Annotated in this window: 12 protein-coding genes; 5 read left to right on the top strand and 7 right to left on the bottom strand. The window is 53.0% G+C overall.

Annotation, left to right across the window (positions count from 1 at the left end; all coding sequences use genetic code 11):
• Position 1 precedes the first annotated feature (1 nt).
• From ACCW76_RS18700 to ACCW76_RS18720, 5 genes are read right to left on the bottom strand one after another with little or no spacing between them, the layout of a single operon-like run.
• On the bottom strand, positions 2-751 hold the full coding sequence (locus tag ACCW76_RS18700; RefSeq protein WP_436339701.1) for a thioesterase II family protein: 750 nt from the start codon (positions 749-751) through the stop codon (positions 2-4).
• Positions 751-1,818, bottom strand: coding sequence for a hypothetical protein (locus ACCW76_RS18705; RefSeq protein ID WP_436339703.1), 1,068 nt, complete (start codon positions 1,816-1,818; stop codon positions 751-753). The genes ACCW76_RS18700 and ACCW76_RS18705 overlap by 1 nt, the downstream gene beginning before the upstream one ends.
• A complete protein-coding gene (locus ACCW76_RS18710) occupies positions 1,811-7,216 on the bottom strand; it encodes an amino acid adenylation domain-containing protein (RefSeq protein WP_436339705.1) in 5,406 nt (1,801 codons plus the stop codon). Before ACCW76_RS18710 ends, ACCW76_RS18705 begins: the two co-directional genes overlap by 8 nt.
• Positions 7,213-10,608, bottom strand: a complete 3,396-nt coding sequence (locus tag ACCW76_RS18715; protein ID WP_436339707.1) for an amino acid adenylation domain-containing protein — start codon at positions 10,606-10,608, stop codon at positions 7,213-7,215. The genes ACCW76_RS18710 and ACCW76_RS18715 overlap by 4 nt, the downstream gene beginning before the upstream one ends.
• On the bottom strand, positions 10,609-12,255 hold the full coding sequence (locus tag ACCW76_RS18720; protein WP_436339709.1) for a (2,3-dihydroxybenzoyl)adenylate synthase: 1,647 nt from the start codon (positions 12,253-12,255) through the stop codon (positions 10,609-10,611).
• Between the two features lie 302 nt (positions 12,256-12,557).
• Between ACCW76_RS18720 and ACCW76_RS18725 the strand changes: the two genes are divergently transcribed.
• Positions 12,558-13,466, top strand: a complete 909-nt coding sequence (locus tag ACCW76_RS18725) for a helix-turn-helix domain-containing protein (protein ID WP_436339710.1) — start codon at positions 12,558-12,560, stop codon at positions 13,464-13,466.
• 92 nt (positions 13,467-13,558) lie between these two features.
• Here ACCW76_RS18725 and ACCW76_RS18730 read toward each other — a convergent pair whose 3' ends face one another.
• Complete coding sequence (locus ACCW76_RS18730; protein WP_436339711.1) at positions 13,559-13,846, bottom strand: DUF1330 domain-containing protein; 288 nt, start codon at positions 13,844-13,846, stop codon at positions 13,559-13,561.
• Positions 13,846-14,526 carry a GntR family transcriptional regulator gene (locus tag ACCW76_RS18735; RefSeq protein WP_436339713.1) on the bottom strand — a complete coding sequence of 227 codons (681 nt, stop codon included), beginning with the start codon at positions 14,524-14,526 and terminating at the stop codon, positions 13,846-13,848. Before ACCW76_RS18735 ends, ACCW76_RS18730 begins: the two co-directional genes overlap by 1 nt.
• A 520-nt stretch (positions 14,527-15,046) precedes the next feature.
• Between ACCW76_RS18735 and ACCW76_RS18740 the strand changes: the two genes are divergently transcribed.
• From ACCW76_RS18740 to ACCW76_RS18755, 4 genes are read left to right on the top strand one after another with little or no spacing between them, the layout of a single operon-like run.
• Entirely contained in the window at positions 15,047-15,649 is a 603-nt protein-coding gene (locus ACCW76_RS18740; protein ID WP_045816877.1) for an amino acid synthesis family protein, read from the top strand.
• Positions 15,621-16,448, top strand: coding sequence for an alpha/beta fold hydrolase (locus ACCW76_RS18745; RefSeq protein ID WP_436339715.1), 828 nt, complete (start codon positions 15,621-15,623; stop codon positions 16,446-16,448). Before ACCW76_RS18740 ends, ACCW76_RS18745 begins: the two co-directional genes overlap by 29 nt.
• A 3-nt stretch (positions 16,449-16,451) precedes the next feature.
• Positions 16,452-17,393 (top strand): flavin reductase family protein, encoded by a 942-nt coding sequence (locus tag ACCW76_RS18750; RefSeq protein ID WP_436339716.1) that lies wholly within the window; start codon positions 16,452-16,454, stop codon positions 17,391-17,393.
• The gene (locus tag ACCW76_RS18755; RefSeq protein ID WP_436339717.1) at positions 17,390-18,427 is read left to right on the top strand and encodes an LLM class flavin-dependent oxidoreductase; all 1,038 of its coding nucleotides are present in this window, start codon (positions 17,390-17,392) and stop codon (positions 18,425-18,427) included. The genes ACCW76_RS18750 and ACCW76_RS18755 overlap by 4 nt, the downstream gene beginning before the upstream one ends.

Raw genomic sequence — 18,427 nt, forward strand, 5'->3', positions numbered from 1 at the left:
CTTACGGCATATCCGGTGTGTGTGAAAAAAGTCTTTGGCACAGTTGATGTAATATGGCCTGCCAGTGCGTCGTCAGGTAGAAATGGTCTCCCGGCCAGCTGTACAGCCTGAATTCGCTGGACGTAAATTTGCTCCAGCACTGCGCTTCATGCAGAGTGACTTCGCTATCCTCTCGCCCGTGCAATACCGTAATCGGAGAGGAAAGCTTCTCTGTAGTGGTGGGCTGCCAGCGCTCTATCAATGCATAATCATGTCGCAATTGCTCCAGCACCAACTCGCGTAGAGCCGGGAATTCAAACAAGGACGCGGGTGTCGCCGAAAAACGTGCGACCTCAGCGATTAACTGTTGATCGGACCCCAGATGGAACTGAGATTGCCGCATCACATCAGGGGGTGTTTGCCCGGAGATGAACAAATGAGAAACCGGCTGCCTGCATTGCTCTAATGCCAGTGCCATTTCCCAGGCGATTATTGCGCCCATGCTATGCCCCAGGAGGATGCACGGCCTTTTGGGTAAGGCGGTGACTTCTTTTATCAGCAACCTGACCAGTTCAGCCATGTCTGTCAGCGGTGGGAGCTCCAGTCGGTCCTCTCGTAGAGGTAATTGCAGTGCGCGTAAAATCACGCCCTCAGGCAGATGGGCCGCCCAGCGCTGAAAATAGCTGGCGCTGCCGCCAGCATGAGGAAAACACAGAATTTCGCTGCGTGGAGCGGGGCAACAGTTAAGTTGTTGCAATAGCGAAGCATGCATCAGATTGCCCCTTCTTCATGACTTGTTAGCGAGGGAAGTTCGAGCCAGCAGAAGTTCTCCAGCTGTCGCTGCATAAATTGCAGAGTTGCTGTGGCGGGTAAAACATCGGCTGCAAAATGCAGGCCGGGATGGATTTTGCCTTGCACCATATTTAATGCGGTAAAGGTGGTTACGGCTGCGGTTAACTGTGCTCCAGAAGAACATTCAATCACACAGGCCCGGCGCTCAAATATCCCCTGGCGCTCACCACTGGCCTCAACGGCGACCAGATGCTGTGGCTGCTGTCCAACACATGCCTGTACACTTAACGCGACTAAATCCTCTACAGCGCGCGCATCACGCTTAATGCGCTGGCTGAGCCAGTGCACGAGCGCTTCAGAAGAAAAGAGGTTGTACCATGTCAGGTCAATATGAGGATGCGCTTGCCCAATGCGCTGCCACTCACTGGTCATAAAGGGATACGCCATGGCGCTCGCCCGTGCCAGAGGCAGCTGGATGCGAGCCCCACCCGGACAGTGCTGCAACTCACCCTGACGGAGTGCTACTCCTGTGACGCCATAACCGTTATCCAGGCTGGCAAGAAAATCGGCCGCCCCGCCTTGTGAGAAGGGCTCGCAACTCAGCGCATAGCCCTTGGCTTCGTAGAGACGGTCAAAAGCGGAAAAAGCGCTTCGCAGCAGCAGTCCGGATAACCCCGGAAGCATGCCCGCAGAGAGAACTGCGCACGGAGAAGCTTTCTGCGTGTTTTGCAGTCGTGCGAAGAGCGGCTCATCCCCGCCAGGATCGAGATAATCACAATCCAGCGCCGCAGCCGCTCGTGCGACGCGATCGCCAATCAGGTGACCGGGTGCTGCGCAGTTAATGATTAATTGAGCACCCTGGCAGAACTGACGCAACGCGCGCTCATCGAACAGATCAACACGCTGGTATTCCACATCGGGATGACGTTGGACAGGGAGTTGCCGGCTTCCGGCACGCAGGTGACCCACTGGAGCCAACTGCGCTATAACCTGTTCACCAACCGCGCCGCGCGCACCGAGGAGAGCAATGACCGGCCGATTAATCATTGTGCTCTCCAGCTGAAAGTGCCAGTGCATTCAGGATGTAATGGCAATTTTTGCTGTTCAGGCAGCTGAAGTGATCGCCTGGGATATCGTGGATATGTAGTGGCAGAGTAGTGTGTTGCTGCCAGAAAGTGGTCATCTCCGTATTCATGCCGGGCAGCACCTGCATTTCTCCCAGCTGACGCAGGAAAGTCACAGGGTGATCGTAAGCCTGGAGAGGATGACCGTTTACCGCCAGCAGGCTGTGACGAATCAGTTTAAATTGTTCTGCCACGCGTGCCGGCGTATTCAGGTCGCTATCGCCTAAGGCACAATGGCGGCGAATAGCTTCCAGTCGTGTATCGGGACTGCGACTGGCTAACGCAGTAATCGCTTGCGAACCCGTATCCTGTTTACCGAGCGAGAAAGCGGCGAGTGAACCTTGCGGAATGACACCTGGCGTTTCCTGGAGTATGTCATTGATCAAACGCTGGAAAGCCTGTTCATCGTCGGGATATCCCAGGGCTCTCGGGTCAGCCTGGACGACACGCGCAAAGATATACTCAGCCAATAAATCATCGTCGATGCGGAATGGGACTGGGTAACTGCTGATGATACTGAGTTGCGCTATCTCTTTTCCTGATGCGTGCAGAAGAGAGGCGATTTCCTGCGCCAGCATCCCTCCGAGACAATAGCCAACAATGTGTAGCGGAGCCGAGTTGATGTCCTGAGCGATAACTTCGACAGCTTGCTTTGCCAGTTGCGCAATGCCGCTTTCCGCTGGCTGAGCAAGGAACTGTTCCGGCGTATTCAGTGCCAGGCCCAGAACGCGCTGGCGCTTGTCGATTTTTTCCAGCATCGCGCGATAAGGGGCCAGCGTGCCGCTGCCATCGTGAACCAGCAGCAGCGTCGTGGCGCTCGCCTCTCCGGGCTGAATTTCCTGCAACATGTAGTGAGAGGCCTGCGGCTGTCTGAAACGTTGCGCTAGCGCAGCCAAATCTTTCTCATTCATCATGGCGCGCAGCAGCGTATCCCAGCGCCATCCCGATGCTTGCGGTAAGGTAGCGCGGAGTCGACTTACGACCTGCGCCACCAGCAGTGAATCTCCGCCCAGTGTGAAGAAATTATCGTGACGACCGACGCTGTCGATTTTGAGCACCGACTGCCAGATTTTGGCAATATCTTTTTCCAGAGCACTGGCGGGTGCTGCAGCAGTCGTTGAACGTTCTGTCCTTTTGGTGGGTATCAGTGACGCCAGCGCCCGGCGGTCAATTTTCCCATTAGACGTTAAGGGCAGGTGATCGAGCTGGTGGATCTCATCCGGTAACATCCACCCAGGTAGCCATTGGCTTAGATGGTGATGCAATTCATCTGGATGTAGGGTGGCTTGATGAGTCTTAAATCGTGCGGCAAATACATGCTGCCCCAAATCGTTCAACGCTAATGCCTCCTGCGGCGCGATAACAATTTCCGTCGCGCCCGCCTGCTCCAAATAGTGATGCCATTCATTAACGCTAATAAATGTGGTGCCCTGTTCAAGACGGCAATCTTCAAAGCCGGTTAATCCCTCTTTGAACTCCATTGATGACATAATCTGATAGCTGTTGCTGGTGGCTTCGATAAACACCAGCCAGCCGCCGGGAACCAGAATTTCCTTCAGTTTCGCAATAACATCTGCCGCGTGACGTGAATTGTGCAATACGTTTGCGCACAGAATGACATCGCGTGACGCAGGCTCAATACCTTGCGGTAGTGCGGGCTGATTAATGTCATAGAGGCCGTAGCGTACCCAGGGCCACTGGCTGAAGCGCTTTTCCGCCTCGTTGAGAAAGTAGTTGGATAAATCACTAAACAGGTAATCCACCGGGAAGGCTGCCAGCGCGGGAATGAGGTCGAGGCTGGTTCCACCAACGCCCGCACCGACCTCCAGCAGACGTAGCGTTTCACCGTTCTTTTCGCGTGCAATCTGGCAAATGGTGGCACAGACCAGCGCATTGACCGTGCGGCTCACCAGGTTATCGCGATAGGCTGCTTCGGCTACATGGGTCTGACCCTCCGGGAACAGTAAATCCAACGGGTCTGCTTCATTGCGCATCAGTGCCGGTAACGCCAGATGGCTGTCATGCATATAGCGAAGGATGGCCGCTCCCCAGTTCACCTTGTTCCCCAACTGGTGGAGCGTCTGCCAGCGCTGCTCTACGTCGTGCGAAGTGATCTGGCGCTGTGCAACAAAGTGCTCTTCATCGACCTGTTGTAAAAAGCCCTGCTGCGTCAACGCGCGCAGCCAGCGCCCAATCAGGCGTTCATGGCGTGAAGCCACCGCGCCGCTGCTGATCAGGTCATTCAATGCTACCGGGTCTTTTCTCGCACTGGCAAACTGCGGCAGACTCAACAGTGCCTGAGCCATTGCCAGCAATGACACCTCTTCAATGCCCTGTGCCAATTGAAGGACGGCCGCGCGATCCAGTTGGCTGGCAATAGATTGCGCCTGTTGCGGCAGGATGTGTCCAACCTGTGAGGCGTTCAGGGCACAATGCCGCTGTGCTGCGGTCACAAAAGCCACTAAGCGTTGCGTACTTTGTCCGCGATCCATCACCAGCACATTGGCGGAGGCAACATCAGGGTGGCGAATGAGCGTGCTTTCAATCTCCGCCAGCTCAATACGGTGACCACGCACCTTGAGTTGATCGTCCTCCCGTCCCAGAAACTGCACATTGCCATCCGTCAGGTAGGCACCCAAATCACCCGTGCGATAAAGTCTCTCACCACTCACGGGGTGCGTGAGAAAGTGCTGCGCGGTTTTTTCCGCATCGCCGGCATATCCCAGTGCCAGACCGGATCCGCCAATATACAATTCTCCCGCCACGCCGTCTGGAAGCTCACGCATTGCTGCATCCAGCACATAGATGTGCTGGTTAGGCAAAGGACGGCCATAAGGGATGCTGACCCACTCTGCGGGGACGGTGGTAATCGGATATATGACTGACCAGATTGCGGCTTCGGTCGCGCCCCCTAAGCTGAAAAGCTGAGCATTCGGCAAGAGGTCTCGGGTGCGGGCAGGAAGGTCGACCGGAATCCAGTCCCCCGAGAGCAGCGCTGCGCGCAAAGAAGGGCATTGGGTGTCGCCATCGCTATGCAGATAGTCCACCAGCATGGCGAGTTGCGCAGGCACTGAGTTCCATAATGTGATCTGATGCTCGCGAATCAGCTGGGTTAGCTGCCAGGGATCGCTACGGTATTTTGGAGCCGGGAGTACCAGTGCGGCGCCGGTAGCAAGGATACCGAAAACATCGTAAACCGCGAGGTCAAAACTCAGGTTGGCTAATCCCAGCAGACGGTCATGTTGCGTGGGTTGCAGTCGCTGATTCATCGCTTCCAGGGTATTGCGTGCTGCCTGGTGGCTGATCATCACGCCTTTTGGTTCACCGGTTGAACCTGAGGTATAAATCACATAAGCCAACGACGCTGGGCTGACCTCCGGCCAGAAGGCAGGCATGCGTGTGGCCTCAACGCGATCAGTGCTGATCATCGCGTATTCATCTGTGTTGAGATGATAAGTACTGTGCGCCAGAATGATATCCGGTTGTGCCAGGCTCAGCAGCCACGCCTGGCGTTTATGGGGTAAAGAGATGTCCAGTGGGATCCACACTGCGCCCGCGCGCATCACGGCCAGCACAGCGATAATCTGGCGCACACTTTTCTCCAGGGCGATAACCACCCGTCCACCGGGTTGGATACCCTTCGTGATGAGACACGCGGCAAGCGCATCGGCTTCTGCTATCAATTCTTGATAACTAAGCTGTTCATGCGTGTCCATGACGGCCAAAGCAGAGGGCGTTTTTTGCGCCTGTTGCCAGATGGGGGTGTGCATCAGGCCTTGCGGCAATGGCATATCTGTCTCATTTAGCGCCTGATGGCGCTGACGCTGCGCCAGAGGGAGGGGGATGGTAATGGGCTGTTGCCAGTCCTGACGGTTATCGCATAAGGACAGGATAGTTTCCCTGAACGCACTGAACATTTCTGCGGCAGTCTGCGGTTCCAGCGTGCCTTCTCGAATATCCCAGTTGATATTCAACCCGGTTTCGCCTGGCGCGATTTGGCAATCGAGTGCAACCTGCGGCGTTTGGGTAATGCTGTAAGTTTGCTGTGCACCCTGCAGTAACTGAGCGCAGCAATCCATTCCACTGCTGATGGCACAGGTGAAGGCCACCGGATAGAGTGCGGCTTCACGTCCGCGCCTGCGCGCAATCTCCCGCATCACATCAATGCCCGTGAACGCGTTGTGGTCAAGGTCACGCCATAATTGATCCTGTAACGCAGTGGCTTGGGCAATCAGTGAGTGCTGCGGCATATAGTTCACTTCAAGTAACTCCACCGCACTGAAATCGCCGATCACCGCGTCAATCGACGGATGCAGGGGCTGGCGTTGCATCATGGTCAGGTTCAGACCAAAGTGATTGCCGGCTCCCCATCGCTGCAAGGTTGCGGCATAGATCGTTGCGAACAAAGCGCTAAGGCCTGTGCCATGATCGGCGGCTTTCTGACTGAGTTGGGTGAACTGATCAGGCGGCAACACAAAACCTTCACGATAAAAGCGAGCTGTCACAGGCAGTGTGCAAGAGGGTAAGAGGGGCGCAGCGGGTAGGCTATCCAAACGTGTGAGCCAGTAGTCTTTTGCGTCCTGAAAGGCGCGGTTTGAATCCCGGCGCTGGCTGTTTATCACATAATCCCGGAATGTCACTGTCGGCGCTGTTATGTTTTCGCCCTGATAGGCCGCGTTTAATTGTGCGAGCAGCTGTCGTGCGCTCTGGAAGTCACAGACCAGCAGGTTGAATGAAATATGCAACACGGCACTGTCTTGCATCTTTGTCACATTGAGACCGATTAATGGCCAGCAATCGGGCTGACTCTGATAATGGCTAAAGGCTTCTCTTCGCTGCAGCAAGCGTTGCTGCTGAGTGGCCAGAGAATGAGAGCGAAGGTCTTCGACCGAAATCATGGCTTTGGGTACGTCCTGGAGTGTTTGCTGTGTGCCATTTTCATAGACCACCGTACGCAACATATCATGTGCAGCAATCAGCGATTGCCACGCTGCCTGCAGACGGGGTACGTCCAGTTCGGTAAAGCAGAACTCAAGATAACCGTGACAATCCACACCACCATAGGTAAAGGCTTCATTGCGGCCCATCAGGTAGGCGGATTGCAATCCGGTGAGCGGATAGGGTGCAAAACGGTTGTTGCTGTCCTCTATCCAGTCGGGTGTTGCCAGCGCGTGGAGCAGATCGGATTTGTGCTGGCGCAACAGAGCAATTCTTTCTGCTGTCATCGCGCCTGCAGGAGCACGATATCGGAGTGCATCACCTTCACACCATAACGTTATGCCGGCCGCTTTAAACTCCTGGATTAATGTGGACAAATTCATAGTGCTCCCTCTTCAGTCGTTATGACGGCAGGACAAATTGATTCAATGAAATGGGTGAGCGCCAACAATGTGGCGTGACTCAGGAACTGGCGCAGTGATAGCTGGATACCCAATGATTGATTGATACGGTTTACCAGCCTCATGGCTTGTAAGCTGTTGCCGCCCAACTGAAAGAAGCTCATCTCAGCATCCAGTGACGGCAGATCCAGCACTTCCAGCCAGTAATGGCGGAGCTGCGCCTGCAGCGGGTTTTCTTCAGTGGTGACCGTGCCGGGGGACTCGACTTCAGTAGAAGCGTTGATAACCCGGCGGCTTAATTCGGCTCGGTCTACCTTTCCATTTGGCGTAAGGGGCAAATCTTCTGTCACTAAAATGCGTTTTGGCACCATGTAAGTGGGTAGCGTTGTGGCCAGCTGTTCTACGAGTGCAGAGGTATTTATGGCGATATGCGAAGTCACTACCGCAGCAAGCTGGTGGTTAACCACGAGACAAAATGCCGCTTTAACGCCACTTAGCTGACGTAAAGCCGATTCGATTTCAGCCAGTTCAATACGGTTACCATCGAGTTTGATTTGGGTATCCTGCCGTCCCAGAAAATGCAGCAGCCCTTCAGGCGAGTAAAAGCCGCGATCGCCGGTTCGGTACCAGCGCTGGCCATCATGCTGCACAAAGCGTTGCGCCGTTTGTTGCAAATCGCCCACATAACCGCGAGCAAGCCCCTCGCCGCCAATCCATAACTCGCCGGGTACCCAATCAGGACAATCGCATTCGCATTCATCCATGACTCTGAACTGCTGGTTGGAAAGGGGATAGCCGTAAGGCACACGTTCTCTGACATCAAAGTCTGGTGTGATTTCGAAGGCGTTTGACCAGATAGCGGCTTCTGTTGCGCCGCCCATGGCAACGATACGCACCGCTTGTAACAGCTTATGCCTGAGGCGTTGTGCAAGGTCGGGGGCAACCCAGTCTCCGGATACCCATACCAGGCGTAAATGAGGCAGAAACGGTGTCTCTGAGTTCGTCAGTAGCAGCATTTCCATCAGGGCTGGTACCGAATTCCAGAGCGTCACGCGATGCTGCTGCGACAAGCGTCGCCACGTATCCGGATCGCGCCGCTCATCCTCGCGGGGCATCACGATGGCGCCACCTGCTGACAGCAATCCAAATATGTCGTAAACCGACAGGTCAAACTCCAGTCCGGATAGCGCCAGGACACGGTCATCGCGATTGATGTCAAAACGATGATTTAAGGTAGCGATAGTGTTCCAGGCGGCTCGATGTGTGACAGCCACGCCTTTGGGTTCACCCGTTGAGCCTGAGGTGTAGATGATATATGCCAGCCTCTCGCCCTCTCCTGGTAACGGCGCAGGCAAAGATTCAGAGGATGCATTAAACCCATGCTGCTGTAGATCATAAACGGCGATCGTTTCAGGCCAGCTCTCTGACAGTTGCGTGATCACACAGACGACTTCTGCTCTCTGGCAAATCAGGGCACGGCGGGCGAGGGGATGATGCATCGCCAGTGGCACCCAGCTCGCGCCAGCAGCCAGAACGGCCAGTACAGCAGCAATCTGTTCGCCACCTTTAGGGAGATTAATCGCGACGCGATCCTGCGGTTTAACACCTAGCTGCTGAAGACGATGTGCCATCTGTAAGGCGTACTGTGACAGCACCTGATAGCTCAGACAGCCTTCTGCGGTGAAAATGGCAGGGGCATCAGGCTGCCTGCGCGCCTGTGCGAAGAATCCGTCATGCAGCTGTGCCTGTGGCAGACTTTCTGCGGTTGCGTTAATGCGGCTACGCGTTGCCTGCGTTTCGGGCAGTAGTCCCCTCTCTGGCAGGACATCCCACTCTTGTTCAATAAGCAGATGCAGGCGTGCCAGCCAGCTGTTAAAAAGCGCGCTGACCATACCGGCTGGAAATAGGTCATCGACGCTATCCCAGTTCAGTATCAGCCCCTCGCGGGTGGGGTAACTTTGATGATCTATCCAGACCTGTGGGGTTTGCGAAATCATCCAGCCTAACTCCCCGAGCGTCTTTTCTGCTTCATCGGGAACGAACGGTTTACCCAGATTGAGGGCGAATACCACTGGTGCGCTGCGGGGAGCCGTGCCATCGGCGCGCGCCAGATCGCGTAACACTTCAACGCCCGAATAGTCAGCGTGCGTGATATCGCGATGCAATTGCGATTGTAATTGCTGAAGATGTTCGGTGAAGCTTGCCGGGCGACGGAAATCCACTTCAAGCAGCAGCAGAGAGGTGAAGTCGGCCACCATATCGGATACCGCGGGAACCAGTTCATGGCGGTTGAAGAGTGGAATGTTGAGCAGGAAATGTTTGTTCTCACTCCAGCGTGCCAGCACCTCGCAATACAACGTTAAAAAAACGATTGCGAGTGTCACCCCCTGCTTTTTGGCCTTGGTTTCAAGCGCAGCTAATTGAGGGTTTTTGACTAAATAGTCACGGCGGGTAAAGCGTGGTTTAGTCAGTTTTTCAGGTTGCTGCGCCAGTGGTAATGTGGGTGCACCCGGTAAGAAAGGTAAACGTTGTTTCCAGTAACCCTGCGCAATGTGCCGGCGTTTTTCACTCTCAAGCTCATGCCGTTGCAGGTATTGGGAAAAGTTAGCCGTGAAGGGCGCTAATTCTGGTGCATCATGCTGATAATAATAGGCTAAATCTCGCAACAGAATGCTGATACTTAGCACATCTGCGACCAGCAAATCGAGGTTCAGGTGAAGACGGCTGCTTTTACCGGGTAAGCGTGAGAGCGCTACACGCAATGGCCATCCTTCATTTATATCCGCGCAATAATGTGAATAGTCATCACGATGCTGATTAAGGCGAACAGCACATTGCTCAGCAGAGTGCGTCCGAAGATCATCAACTGAGAGCTTGAACGTCCGTAATTGAGCCGGCACATGCTGTTCTCCCTGGTCAGTAAATTGTGCACGCAGCATGGGATGCCGTTCAATCAAACGATTGCAAGCCAGGGCAAGGCGTTCCGGACACAGGTCAGCGCCCTGAAATTCTATGTAAACCTGGCAACTGTTTCCGCCCAGAGGCTGATCTTCCTGACGACCCATCCAGTAAGCCTGCTGAACCGGTGTTAATGCGAAAGGCTTGCTCATATCTGATGCCGGCAATCCCCTCTCTAATGAGGGGGTTAAGGCGCCATCGTCAAGCATGGCAAGCCAGCTGTTCAGCGTGGGATGTTTTTTCAGCGTATCAAATGAACATACCACTCCCAGTTTGCGTAGCAGATTGACCGTGCGCATTAGGCCAATTGATTCCATACCTTGCAACAGCAGTGAGCTGTCAAAGTCGATTTCTGCAACGGTTAAGCCCAGTAGCGCTGCGGTATGTTCTGTGAGTTGTGTATAGGCTGGATGCATTTATTTCCCCTCAATGCTCAGAAGGTATTCCTGTTTTAATTTAATGCGCAGTTGTTTTTTGCTGACTTTACCAACACCGGTCAGATCAAAAGCAGGCGGGAAATTGAAACGATCGGGTATTTTAAAGCGCGCGACACCTTCACCGGCAAGAAACTGGCGTAATGCGACAGCAGTGGGTGGGTGTGCATCACAAAGTAGAAATGCGCAAATGATTTCGCCTAAATAATCATCCTGTATCCCCACGATCGCTGCATCTTTAATATTAGGGTGGCGAAGTAATATATCCTCTAATTCACCGCAATCAATTTTCTCACCACCACGATTGATCTGATCTTTATCTCTACCCTCGGAGATTACATCGCCATCGAGGGTCAGGCGAACTAGATCACCGCTACGATAAAAGCCTTCATTATTAAATTTTCCGACATTTAATGACTCAGGTCCATAATATCCCCTGATGGTGTAAGGTCCGCGAGTTAATAAATATCCTACTTCTCCTACGGCGACATCTTTTCCCTCCTCATCAACCACACGTATTTCATCAGCCGGGGTCATGGGCTGGCCCTGAGTGGTTAATGTACGTAGTGACATGTCACCGGGTTTGGTAAAACAAATCAGTCCTTCGGCCATGCCAAAAACTTGTTGCAGAGCGCACCCCAGTACTGGAGTGACACGCTTCGCTGCCTCGTAGCTCATTTTCGCACCACCTACCTGCAGAGTTTTAAGCGAGGTGATATCAGGAGGGCACACTTCCGCCGCGTCCAGCCACACCATCGCCAGCGGAGGAACTATTGAGGTTACGGTGACGCCCTGCTGTTTGATTAATGAGAAGCAGTGGTCGGGAACGGTTTGGTCACTGATGATCACACGACCACCCACAAACAGCGTACCGATAAAGCCAGGGCAGGCCAGTGGGAAGTTGTGTCCCAGGGGCAGTACCGCCAGATAAACGGTTTTTCGCGAAAAATCGCAGGCTGAGATCGCAGACCGAATGTTGCAAAGATAATCGCGGTGACATCTGGGGATCAGCTTGGGCGTACCGGTCGTTCCACCGGAAAGCTGAAAGCAGACTAAATCATCAGGATGGTTCACGACCCCTGGCTTTGCTGGCGCAAGGTGGGCTTCCAGGGAAGTATGCAGAGTGCTTCCTGCTGATACTCTTAGCTGCAGGAGGGCCGGGAGATGCTGATTCACAGCATGTGTTAGCCCGATGGTTGTTTCACCTTCAAAGGTATCCTGATAGATCCATGCTTTGGCTTGCGCCGCGCGGGCAAATGACAATATCTCATTTTCCCGGTGGCTGGGGAGGGCAAATACAGGGACGATGCCTGAGATAAACAAAGCAAAAAGCGTTTCGACATAATTAATTGAATTTGGTAACTGCAATATAACTGCATCACCTTTTTTAAGGTTAAAGGTATGAAGTTTGTTCGCCAGTTGCACAGCACGCAGATATAGCTGTTTATACGTCAGCGTCTCGTTATTAAAGCACAAGGCAATATCGTCAGCATAAGTTTGTGAAATGTCTTTGATACGTTGGTCGAAAGTTTCATCATTCCAGAATCCCTCGCGTAAATAATTCTCACGTAAATCCTTAGGCCAAACCGGAATTTTATAACTTGCAGCACATGATGACGATTTTTGCATAACTTCACCTGCTCTGTGAATAATGTGTGAGGACAAAATGCAGATGACCAACGCCAAATGCTAACGGTAATATTGTTATGCCGATAGGTTATTTATGACAATCGCCAAAGTTTTAGGTGCAGAAACTAATTCTTTAGAAATTGATGAAAACCGGACCAGTTAAAATTGATTAACCTTATTTGTATTGAGGTTAGGTAGCGACGGGAATTAAATGGCTGAGTCAAAGTCATAGACAGAAATTTACAATACGCTTACAATGAGAATGATTATCAATACCAATCATCTGAACAGCAGGGATAACCATGGATTCGCACAAGCTAACCGCCGGGAAGAGCAGCCTTCGCCAGTCGGGCGAAGGTGAAGTACAGATATTGTTACGTGGTGATATTTCATTGAGCAGTGGCAGCGTGAATCCGCAGCGCGCGATCTGGCAAGATGAGCAGCTGTTTGTGGGTCTGAAAATTATCATTATTGAGAGCGGTGAATTACTGTGCCGTTTTCCTCAGCAAGCAGAGCGGCATATCAAAGGTCCGGCACTTTGTGCTGTCTGGAGTCAGGACTTAGCGCACGCAAGTCAGTGCTTACTGCCTGGTGCGAATCTGAGTTATACCGCAGTGAATATTTCTACACACTCGTTAAGTCAGCATCTTTGCGCCGACTCCATTAATACGCTTACAGCAGGTATGCATCTCGACTTATCCGCAAATCCCGGCATGCGCATTCAGACGACGCCGAAATGCCTGTGTGGTCTGAGAGCCCAATTGTTTACTAACCCACTTCAGGGGGGCGCCCGGCAGCTGTACATGACGGGCAAGGCGCTGGAGATCGTCGCTCACACGCTGGATAGTTTGGTCAGTGAAGACATAACGTTGCAGCAGTCAACGTTACGCCTGAGCTCCTGCGATATTGCACGGCTGCATGATGTGAAAAATTTGCTCGCGGAGCACATTGATGCCCCCCCCTCCATTCGTGATCTCAGTACAAAGGTCGGCCTTAACACACGTAAACTCACCGCTGGGTTCCGCCGCCTGTTTAATCAGAGCATCTACGGCTATTTGCAAACGCTGCGACTGGAAACCGCCTGGCGTATGCTGTCAACAGGGGAAGCCAGTGTCTCTTCAGTGGCCTATCAGGTCGGCTATTCGCCCGCCCATTTCTCCGTCGCTTTCCGCAAAAAATATGGCTTTGCACCTAAGGATATGCGGGGTTAGATCGCGTTTAAGCGCCCTGATTGCGTCACGTTAAGCCCGCTTGCGGACTGAGGAATAGTGTGTCAAATCAAGCCAGTGGAGTAGGGCAATACCTACGCCAGCCCATCCACAATGGTAATCATGGCTTTTGCCACGCCCTCACGCTGTTTTTTGGCTAACTGATACTCGTCGGAATGATAGCAATCCAGTGCCGTTTGATAATCAGGGAATTCAATGATGACATGCTTCTTAAATTCATCACCCTCAAGTGAGGTGGCATTTTCACCGCGAGCTATAAATTTCGCCTGATATCTTTTAAACGCAAGCGGTGCCAGCTCAATATAATTTTGGTACTGCTGTGCATCCTCAATATTGACGTGGGCGATCCAATACGCAGACATTATTTTTCCTCGGCAGTCAGAATAGTTTTAGCCAGCGTGGCAGCTTCAGAAAGATGCTGTTTAACGGCTTCTTTCGCTTGTTCAGCATTGTTTTCTTCAATCGCTTCATAAATACGCGACATACGTTCAAAACCCGCCACCTGACGCTCAGGGCTGCGCAGGGTCAGTGCGCGCAGTCGGCCGATACGGCTGTTTAGCCGTTGCACGATTTCCCACGCAATATGATGTTTTGCAATGGAAAACAGCGCTTCATAGAAAGCCTGAGACGCTTCAACGCGTTCGATGTCATCATGATCGTGCGAGGCTTTAGCGATGCGCAGTAATCTTTTGTGCAGGTTTTTTTTATCACTGCTGGTGGCTATTTTTGCGCAATCCTTCGCCGCTTCAGATTCCAGCAGCATACGAATATCGTAAATCTGCTCAGCAACGTCCCAGGTTAATATTGCAACAATCGGCCCTTTTTTCGGCAGGTTTTCAATTAAACCCTCCGCTTCCAGATAACGGATCACTTCGCGCACCACGGTACGGCTTACACCCAGCTCATCACAAAGTGAACGTTCAACCAAACGGTCGCCGGCTTTAAAGTATCCCGAAATAATGGCCTGGCGAACTTTAGCCAATGCCAGTTCACGCAACGTTACGGGCGTATTTTCAATTTTTAGGGAATGACTCGCATCCATAATCGTCTCTTCGTTGAAATGCAAAAAATTCAGCCTGAAGTCAATGTCATGTCTTGCCAGCGTTTTAACTATTAGCACTGTTTCTGTTCTGAAAGCAACGCCGCCTTTACTCTCATTGCCACCACCGTCTATCGATTCCTCACCGACGCGCCAGTTGAAATCAGCGTTAGCTCACAGTTTCATCATGCAGCCGGGGCACGAAATAAAAATATCCTTGAGGAATAATCAAAACCACGTGAATTCATACCGTTATAAAACGACTGCTCCGATAGGTCGTGTGATTTTTATGACCTTAGTCACACTCACTTCGCGTCTCAAACAGCCCATTACGCATTGCCCTTTTAATCCCCATCCCCCCAGTCACGGCGGGGATTTGCGTCGACAAAGCATAGCAAAATCTCCGGCAAATTTTAATACCGTATGATGGTATACCATGTTTTGACATGCCAAAAGTCTCAGTGTTATATCCTTTCCCGACACACCAGATTAACAAACCGTTAACTTGAATGAGGCTCTAACCATGCATCCAGATATACGCAAGACGTTCGTTACCACCGAAACCATCTACTCTGACGGCGGCAAAGCGGCCACCACGCCGCTGGTGATGATTGCGGCGGCTGCCGTGGTAAAAAATCCGTGGGCCGGTGAAGGCTTCGTAGAAGACCTCGCACCGAAGATTCGCGAGATGGCGCCAGTACTGGGCGAATTGCTGACTGGCTTGATCGTGAAAGAAGCGGGCGGCGGTGACAAGGTGGTGGCTTACGGTAAAAGCGCAGTGGTGGGCTTGAACGGCGAACTGGAACACGCCTCAGCGCTGATTCACACCCTGCATTTTGGTAACCATTACCGCTCTGCAGTGAAGGGTAAAACCTATCTGGCCTTTAACAACACCCGTGGTCCAGCCAATACACCGATTCTGGTTCCCATGATGGGCACTGATGATGAGGGCACTCGCGAGCACTACCTCACCATGCAGTTCAACATCAACGATGCACCATTCGCAGACGAGATTGTGATCGCGCTGGGCGCGGCACTGGGCGGCCGTCCGCATCATCGTATCGGCAACCGTTATCTTGACCTGAAAGAGTTAGGCCATGACCAGAAAAACCCAGCAGCTATCTGAGTTAGGTCTCCAGGTCAGTTACCTGGAGGCTGGACAGGGCACGCCGCTGGTGTTGATCCACGGTGTCGGCATGAATGCCGACGCCTGGTTCCCACAAATGGACGTGCTGAGTCGCTATTTCCGTGTGATCGCGGTGGATATGCCTGGCCATGGCGAAAGCAGCGGTTTTCGTCATCCTGCCACCTTAAAGGATTACGTGCAGTGGCTGGCCCAGTTCTTACAGACACAGCCCGAACGCAGTTTTGCCATCGCGGGACACTCAATGGGCGCACTGATCACCGCAGGTATCGCTATCGATTATCCGCAGTGGGTGAATCACGCGATTGTCATGAGCGGCGTGTTTAAGCGTAACGACAGCGCGCGCAATGCGGTGTTGAAACGCGCCCAGGAGTTAGCGAGCGGCAATGTCCGGCTCGATGCGCCACTGGATCGTTGGTTCAGTGATGACCACCACGAACAACCCCTGCGTCAAAAAGTGGGAACGTGGTTGCAACAGGTGAATCTCGACGGCTATGCACGCGCCTATCAGGCGTTTGCGGCGGGAGACCGCTTCTATTCTGAGCGCTGGAATGAAATGCAATGTCCGGTGTTAGTGATGACCGGTGAACTGGATGCCAATTCGAATCCAGACATGACACGCCAAATGGCCCAGGCAGCACGGCAGGGCCAGGCAGTGGTGGTCGCTAACGCTAAACACATGTTGAACCTGACGGATGCAGACCGGGTGAACGAGGAAATTTTGTCGTTCCTCAAGCCGGTTGCTGCCGCCGTCACGCAAAAAGAGCCTGTAAAGGAGTAACTTATGGACGCAGATAAACGCAGACAGTTACGTGACGCCTTTGGCGCCTTCATGACCGGTGTCACCGTGGTCACCACTAACGATGCACAAGGGCAGCCGATTGGCTTCACCGCAAACTCGTTCTCGTCGGTGTCACTTGACCCCGCGCTGCTGCTGGTGAGCATCGATAAGCGCTCCGCGAATTTTGAGAACTTCACGCAATGCCCGCACTTCGCCATCAACATTCTGGCGGAGCAGCAGAAAGAGACATCGAATATCTTCGCGCAGAAAGTGGCCGATCGATTCTCGCTGGTGAAGTGGCGTAAAGGCGAGTTCAACACGCCGTTGCTGGATGAGAGTTCAGCCTGGTTTGAATGTGCGATGCATCAGGTTATCGATGCCGGTGACCATGCGATTCTGATCGGTAAAGTCGAGCAGTTCGATTCCTGCGGTACGCCGGGCCTTGGCTACTATCGTGGTGCCTACTTCACGCCTTATCAGAATGCGGAATCCCTGATTGCCGGTCCTAACGTGGTGGTCAGCGCGTTGATTGAATCAGCGGGCCAGGCGTTAGTGGTGAAGAAAGAGAACGGTTATGGGCTGCCATCGCAAACGGTCAATAACCGCAGCGTCAGTGAGACGCTCAACCTGTTGTTCACCGGGCTGAATATTGAAGCTAATCCAGGCTTTGTCTACTCCATCTGGGAAGATCGCCAAAAGAAACAGCAGCATATCGTATTCCTGTGCGCGCAGCCGACGGGCAGCACCTTGCCAGCGGTACCGCAGGGCGAATGGGTGGATGTCCACTCGCTGGCGCAACTGCCGGTGCCGGACAGTGCGCTGAAATCACTGGTCGATCGTTTTATTCGCGAAAATGCGGTGGGCAATTACGGTCTCTATTACGGTGACGAAATCGAAGGTTCTGTGCGTCACTTCTTCACCGCGTCTCATCAGGAGGTGGTATGAAACTTTCCCTGTTCCTGCACATGGAACGCGTGTCAGCCAATGACGCGCAGGACAAGCTGTACGATGAGATGATGGAGTTGTGTGAAATCGCGGATAAAGGCGGCTTGCACGCTATCTGGACCGGCGAGCACCACGGTATGAATTTCACTATCGCGCCGAATCCGTTTATCAACCTAGTGGATATCGCCAGCCGCACCCAAAACGTCCGTCTGGGCACCGGCACGATTATTGCGCCCTTTACCCATCCGATCCGTCTGGCGGGTGAAGCGGCAATGACGGACCTGATCACCAAAGGGCGTCTGGATTTGGGGATTGCACGCGGCGCGTACTCCTATGAATACGAGCGCCTGATGCCAGGGATGGATGCCTGGGAAGCAGGTCAGCGGATGCGTGAGTTGGTGCCTGCAGTCAAAGCGCTGTGGAAAGGCGACTACGAGCATAAAGGTGAGTTCTGGAATTTCCCGTCCACCACTTCCTCGCCGCAGCCAAAACAGCAGCCGCATCCGCCAATCTGGGTGGCCGCGCGTGACCCGAACAGTCATGAGTTCGCAGTGAAAAACGGTTGTAACGTGCAGTGTACGCCACTGCATCAGGGCGAAGAAGAGATCACGCGTCTGATCACCACCTTCAAAGCAGCCTGTCAGGAGTATTCACCTGAGCAGCCGCTGAAAATCATGCTGCTGCAGCACGGTTTTGTGGCCGAAGACGAGGCCGATGCACAGCAAGCGGCAGTAGAACTTAATCGCTTCTATAACTACTTCGGTGCCTGGTTCAAGAATGAGCGCCCGGTGCAGCAAGGGCTGATCAAGCCGTTGAGCGAGGAAGAGATCGCCGCGAATACCTATTACAGCGTGGAAGGGATGCGAAAAAATCTGGCGATTGGTAATCCTGATCAAGTGATCGCCCGCCTGAAAAACTATGAAGCGATGGGCTACGATGAGTACGCCTTGTGGCTGGATAGCGGCATGACCTTCGAGCGTAAGAAAGCCTCGCTGGAACGCTTTATTCAATACGTTGCACCTGCATTTCACTAA

This window comes from Pantoea sp. C8B4, assembly GCF_051336905.1.
GTDB lineage: Bacteria > Pseudomonadota > Gammaproteobacteria > Enterobacterales > Enterobacteriaceae > Pantoea > Pantoea rwandensis_B.

What these genes read in the sequence shown, in the direction of transcription:
- ACCW76_RS18705 (WP_436339703.1), bottom strand. Translation starts at nt 1,818, where the DNA reads ATGATTAATCGGCCGGTCATTGCTCTCCTCGGTGCGCGCGGCGCGGTT.
- ACCW76_RS18740 (WP_045816877.1), top strand. Translation starts at nt 15,047, where the DNA reads ATGCATCCAGATATACGCAAGACGTTCGTTACCACCGAAACCATCTAC.
- ACCW76_RS18725 (WP_436339710.1), top strand. Translation starts at nt 12,558, where the DNA reads ATGGATTCGCACAAGCTAACCGCCGGGAAGAGCAGCCTTCGCCAGTCG.
- ACCW76_RS18755 (WP_436339717.1), top strand. Translation starts at nt 17,390, where the DNA reads ATGAAACTTTCCCTGTTCCTGCACATGGAACGCGTGTCAGCCAATGAC.
- ACCW76_RS18710 (WP_436339705.1), bottom strand. Translation starts at nt 7,216, where the DNA reads ATGAATTTGTCCACATTAATCCAGGAGTTTAAAGCGGCCGGCATAACG.
- ACCW76_RS18700 (WP_436339701.1), bottom strand. Translation starts at nt 751, where the DNA reads ATGCATGCTTCGCTATTGCAACAACTTAACTGTTGCCCCGCTCCACGC.
- ACCW76_RS18730 (WP_436339711.1), bottom strand. Translation starts at nt 13,846, where the DNA reads ATGTCTGCGTATTGGATCGCCCACGTCAATATTGAGGATGCACAGCAG.
- ACCW76_RS18715 (WP_436339707.1), bottom strand. Translation starts at nt 10,608, where the DNA reads ATGCATCCAGCCTATACACAACTCACAGAACATACCGCAGCGCTACTG.
- ACCW76_RS18720 (WP_436339709.1), bottom strand. Translation starts at nt 12,255, where the DNA reads ATGCAAAAATCGTCATCATGTGCTGCAAGTTATAAAATTCCGGTTTGG.
- ACCW76_RS18745 (WP_436339715.1), top strand. Translation starts at nt 15,621, where the DNA reads ATGACCAGAAAAACCCAGCAGCTATCTGAGTTAGGTCTCCAGGTCAGT.
- ACCW76_RS18735 (WP_436339713.1), bottom strand. Translation starts at nt 14,526, where the DNA reads ATGGATGCGAGTCATTCCCTAAAAATTGAAAATACGCCCGTAACGTTG.
- ACCW76_RS18750 (WP_436339716.1), top strand. Translation starts at nt 16,452, where the DNA reads ATGGACGCAGATAAACGCAGACAGTTACGTGACGCCTTTGGCGCCTTC.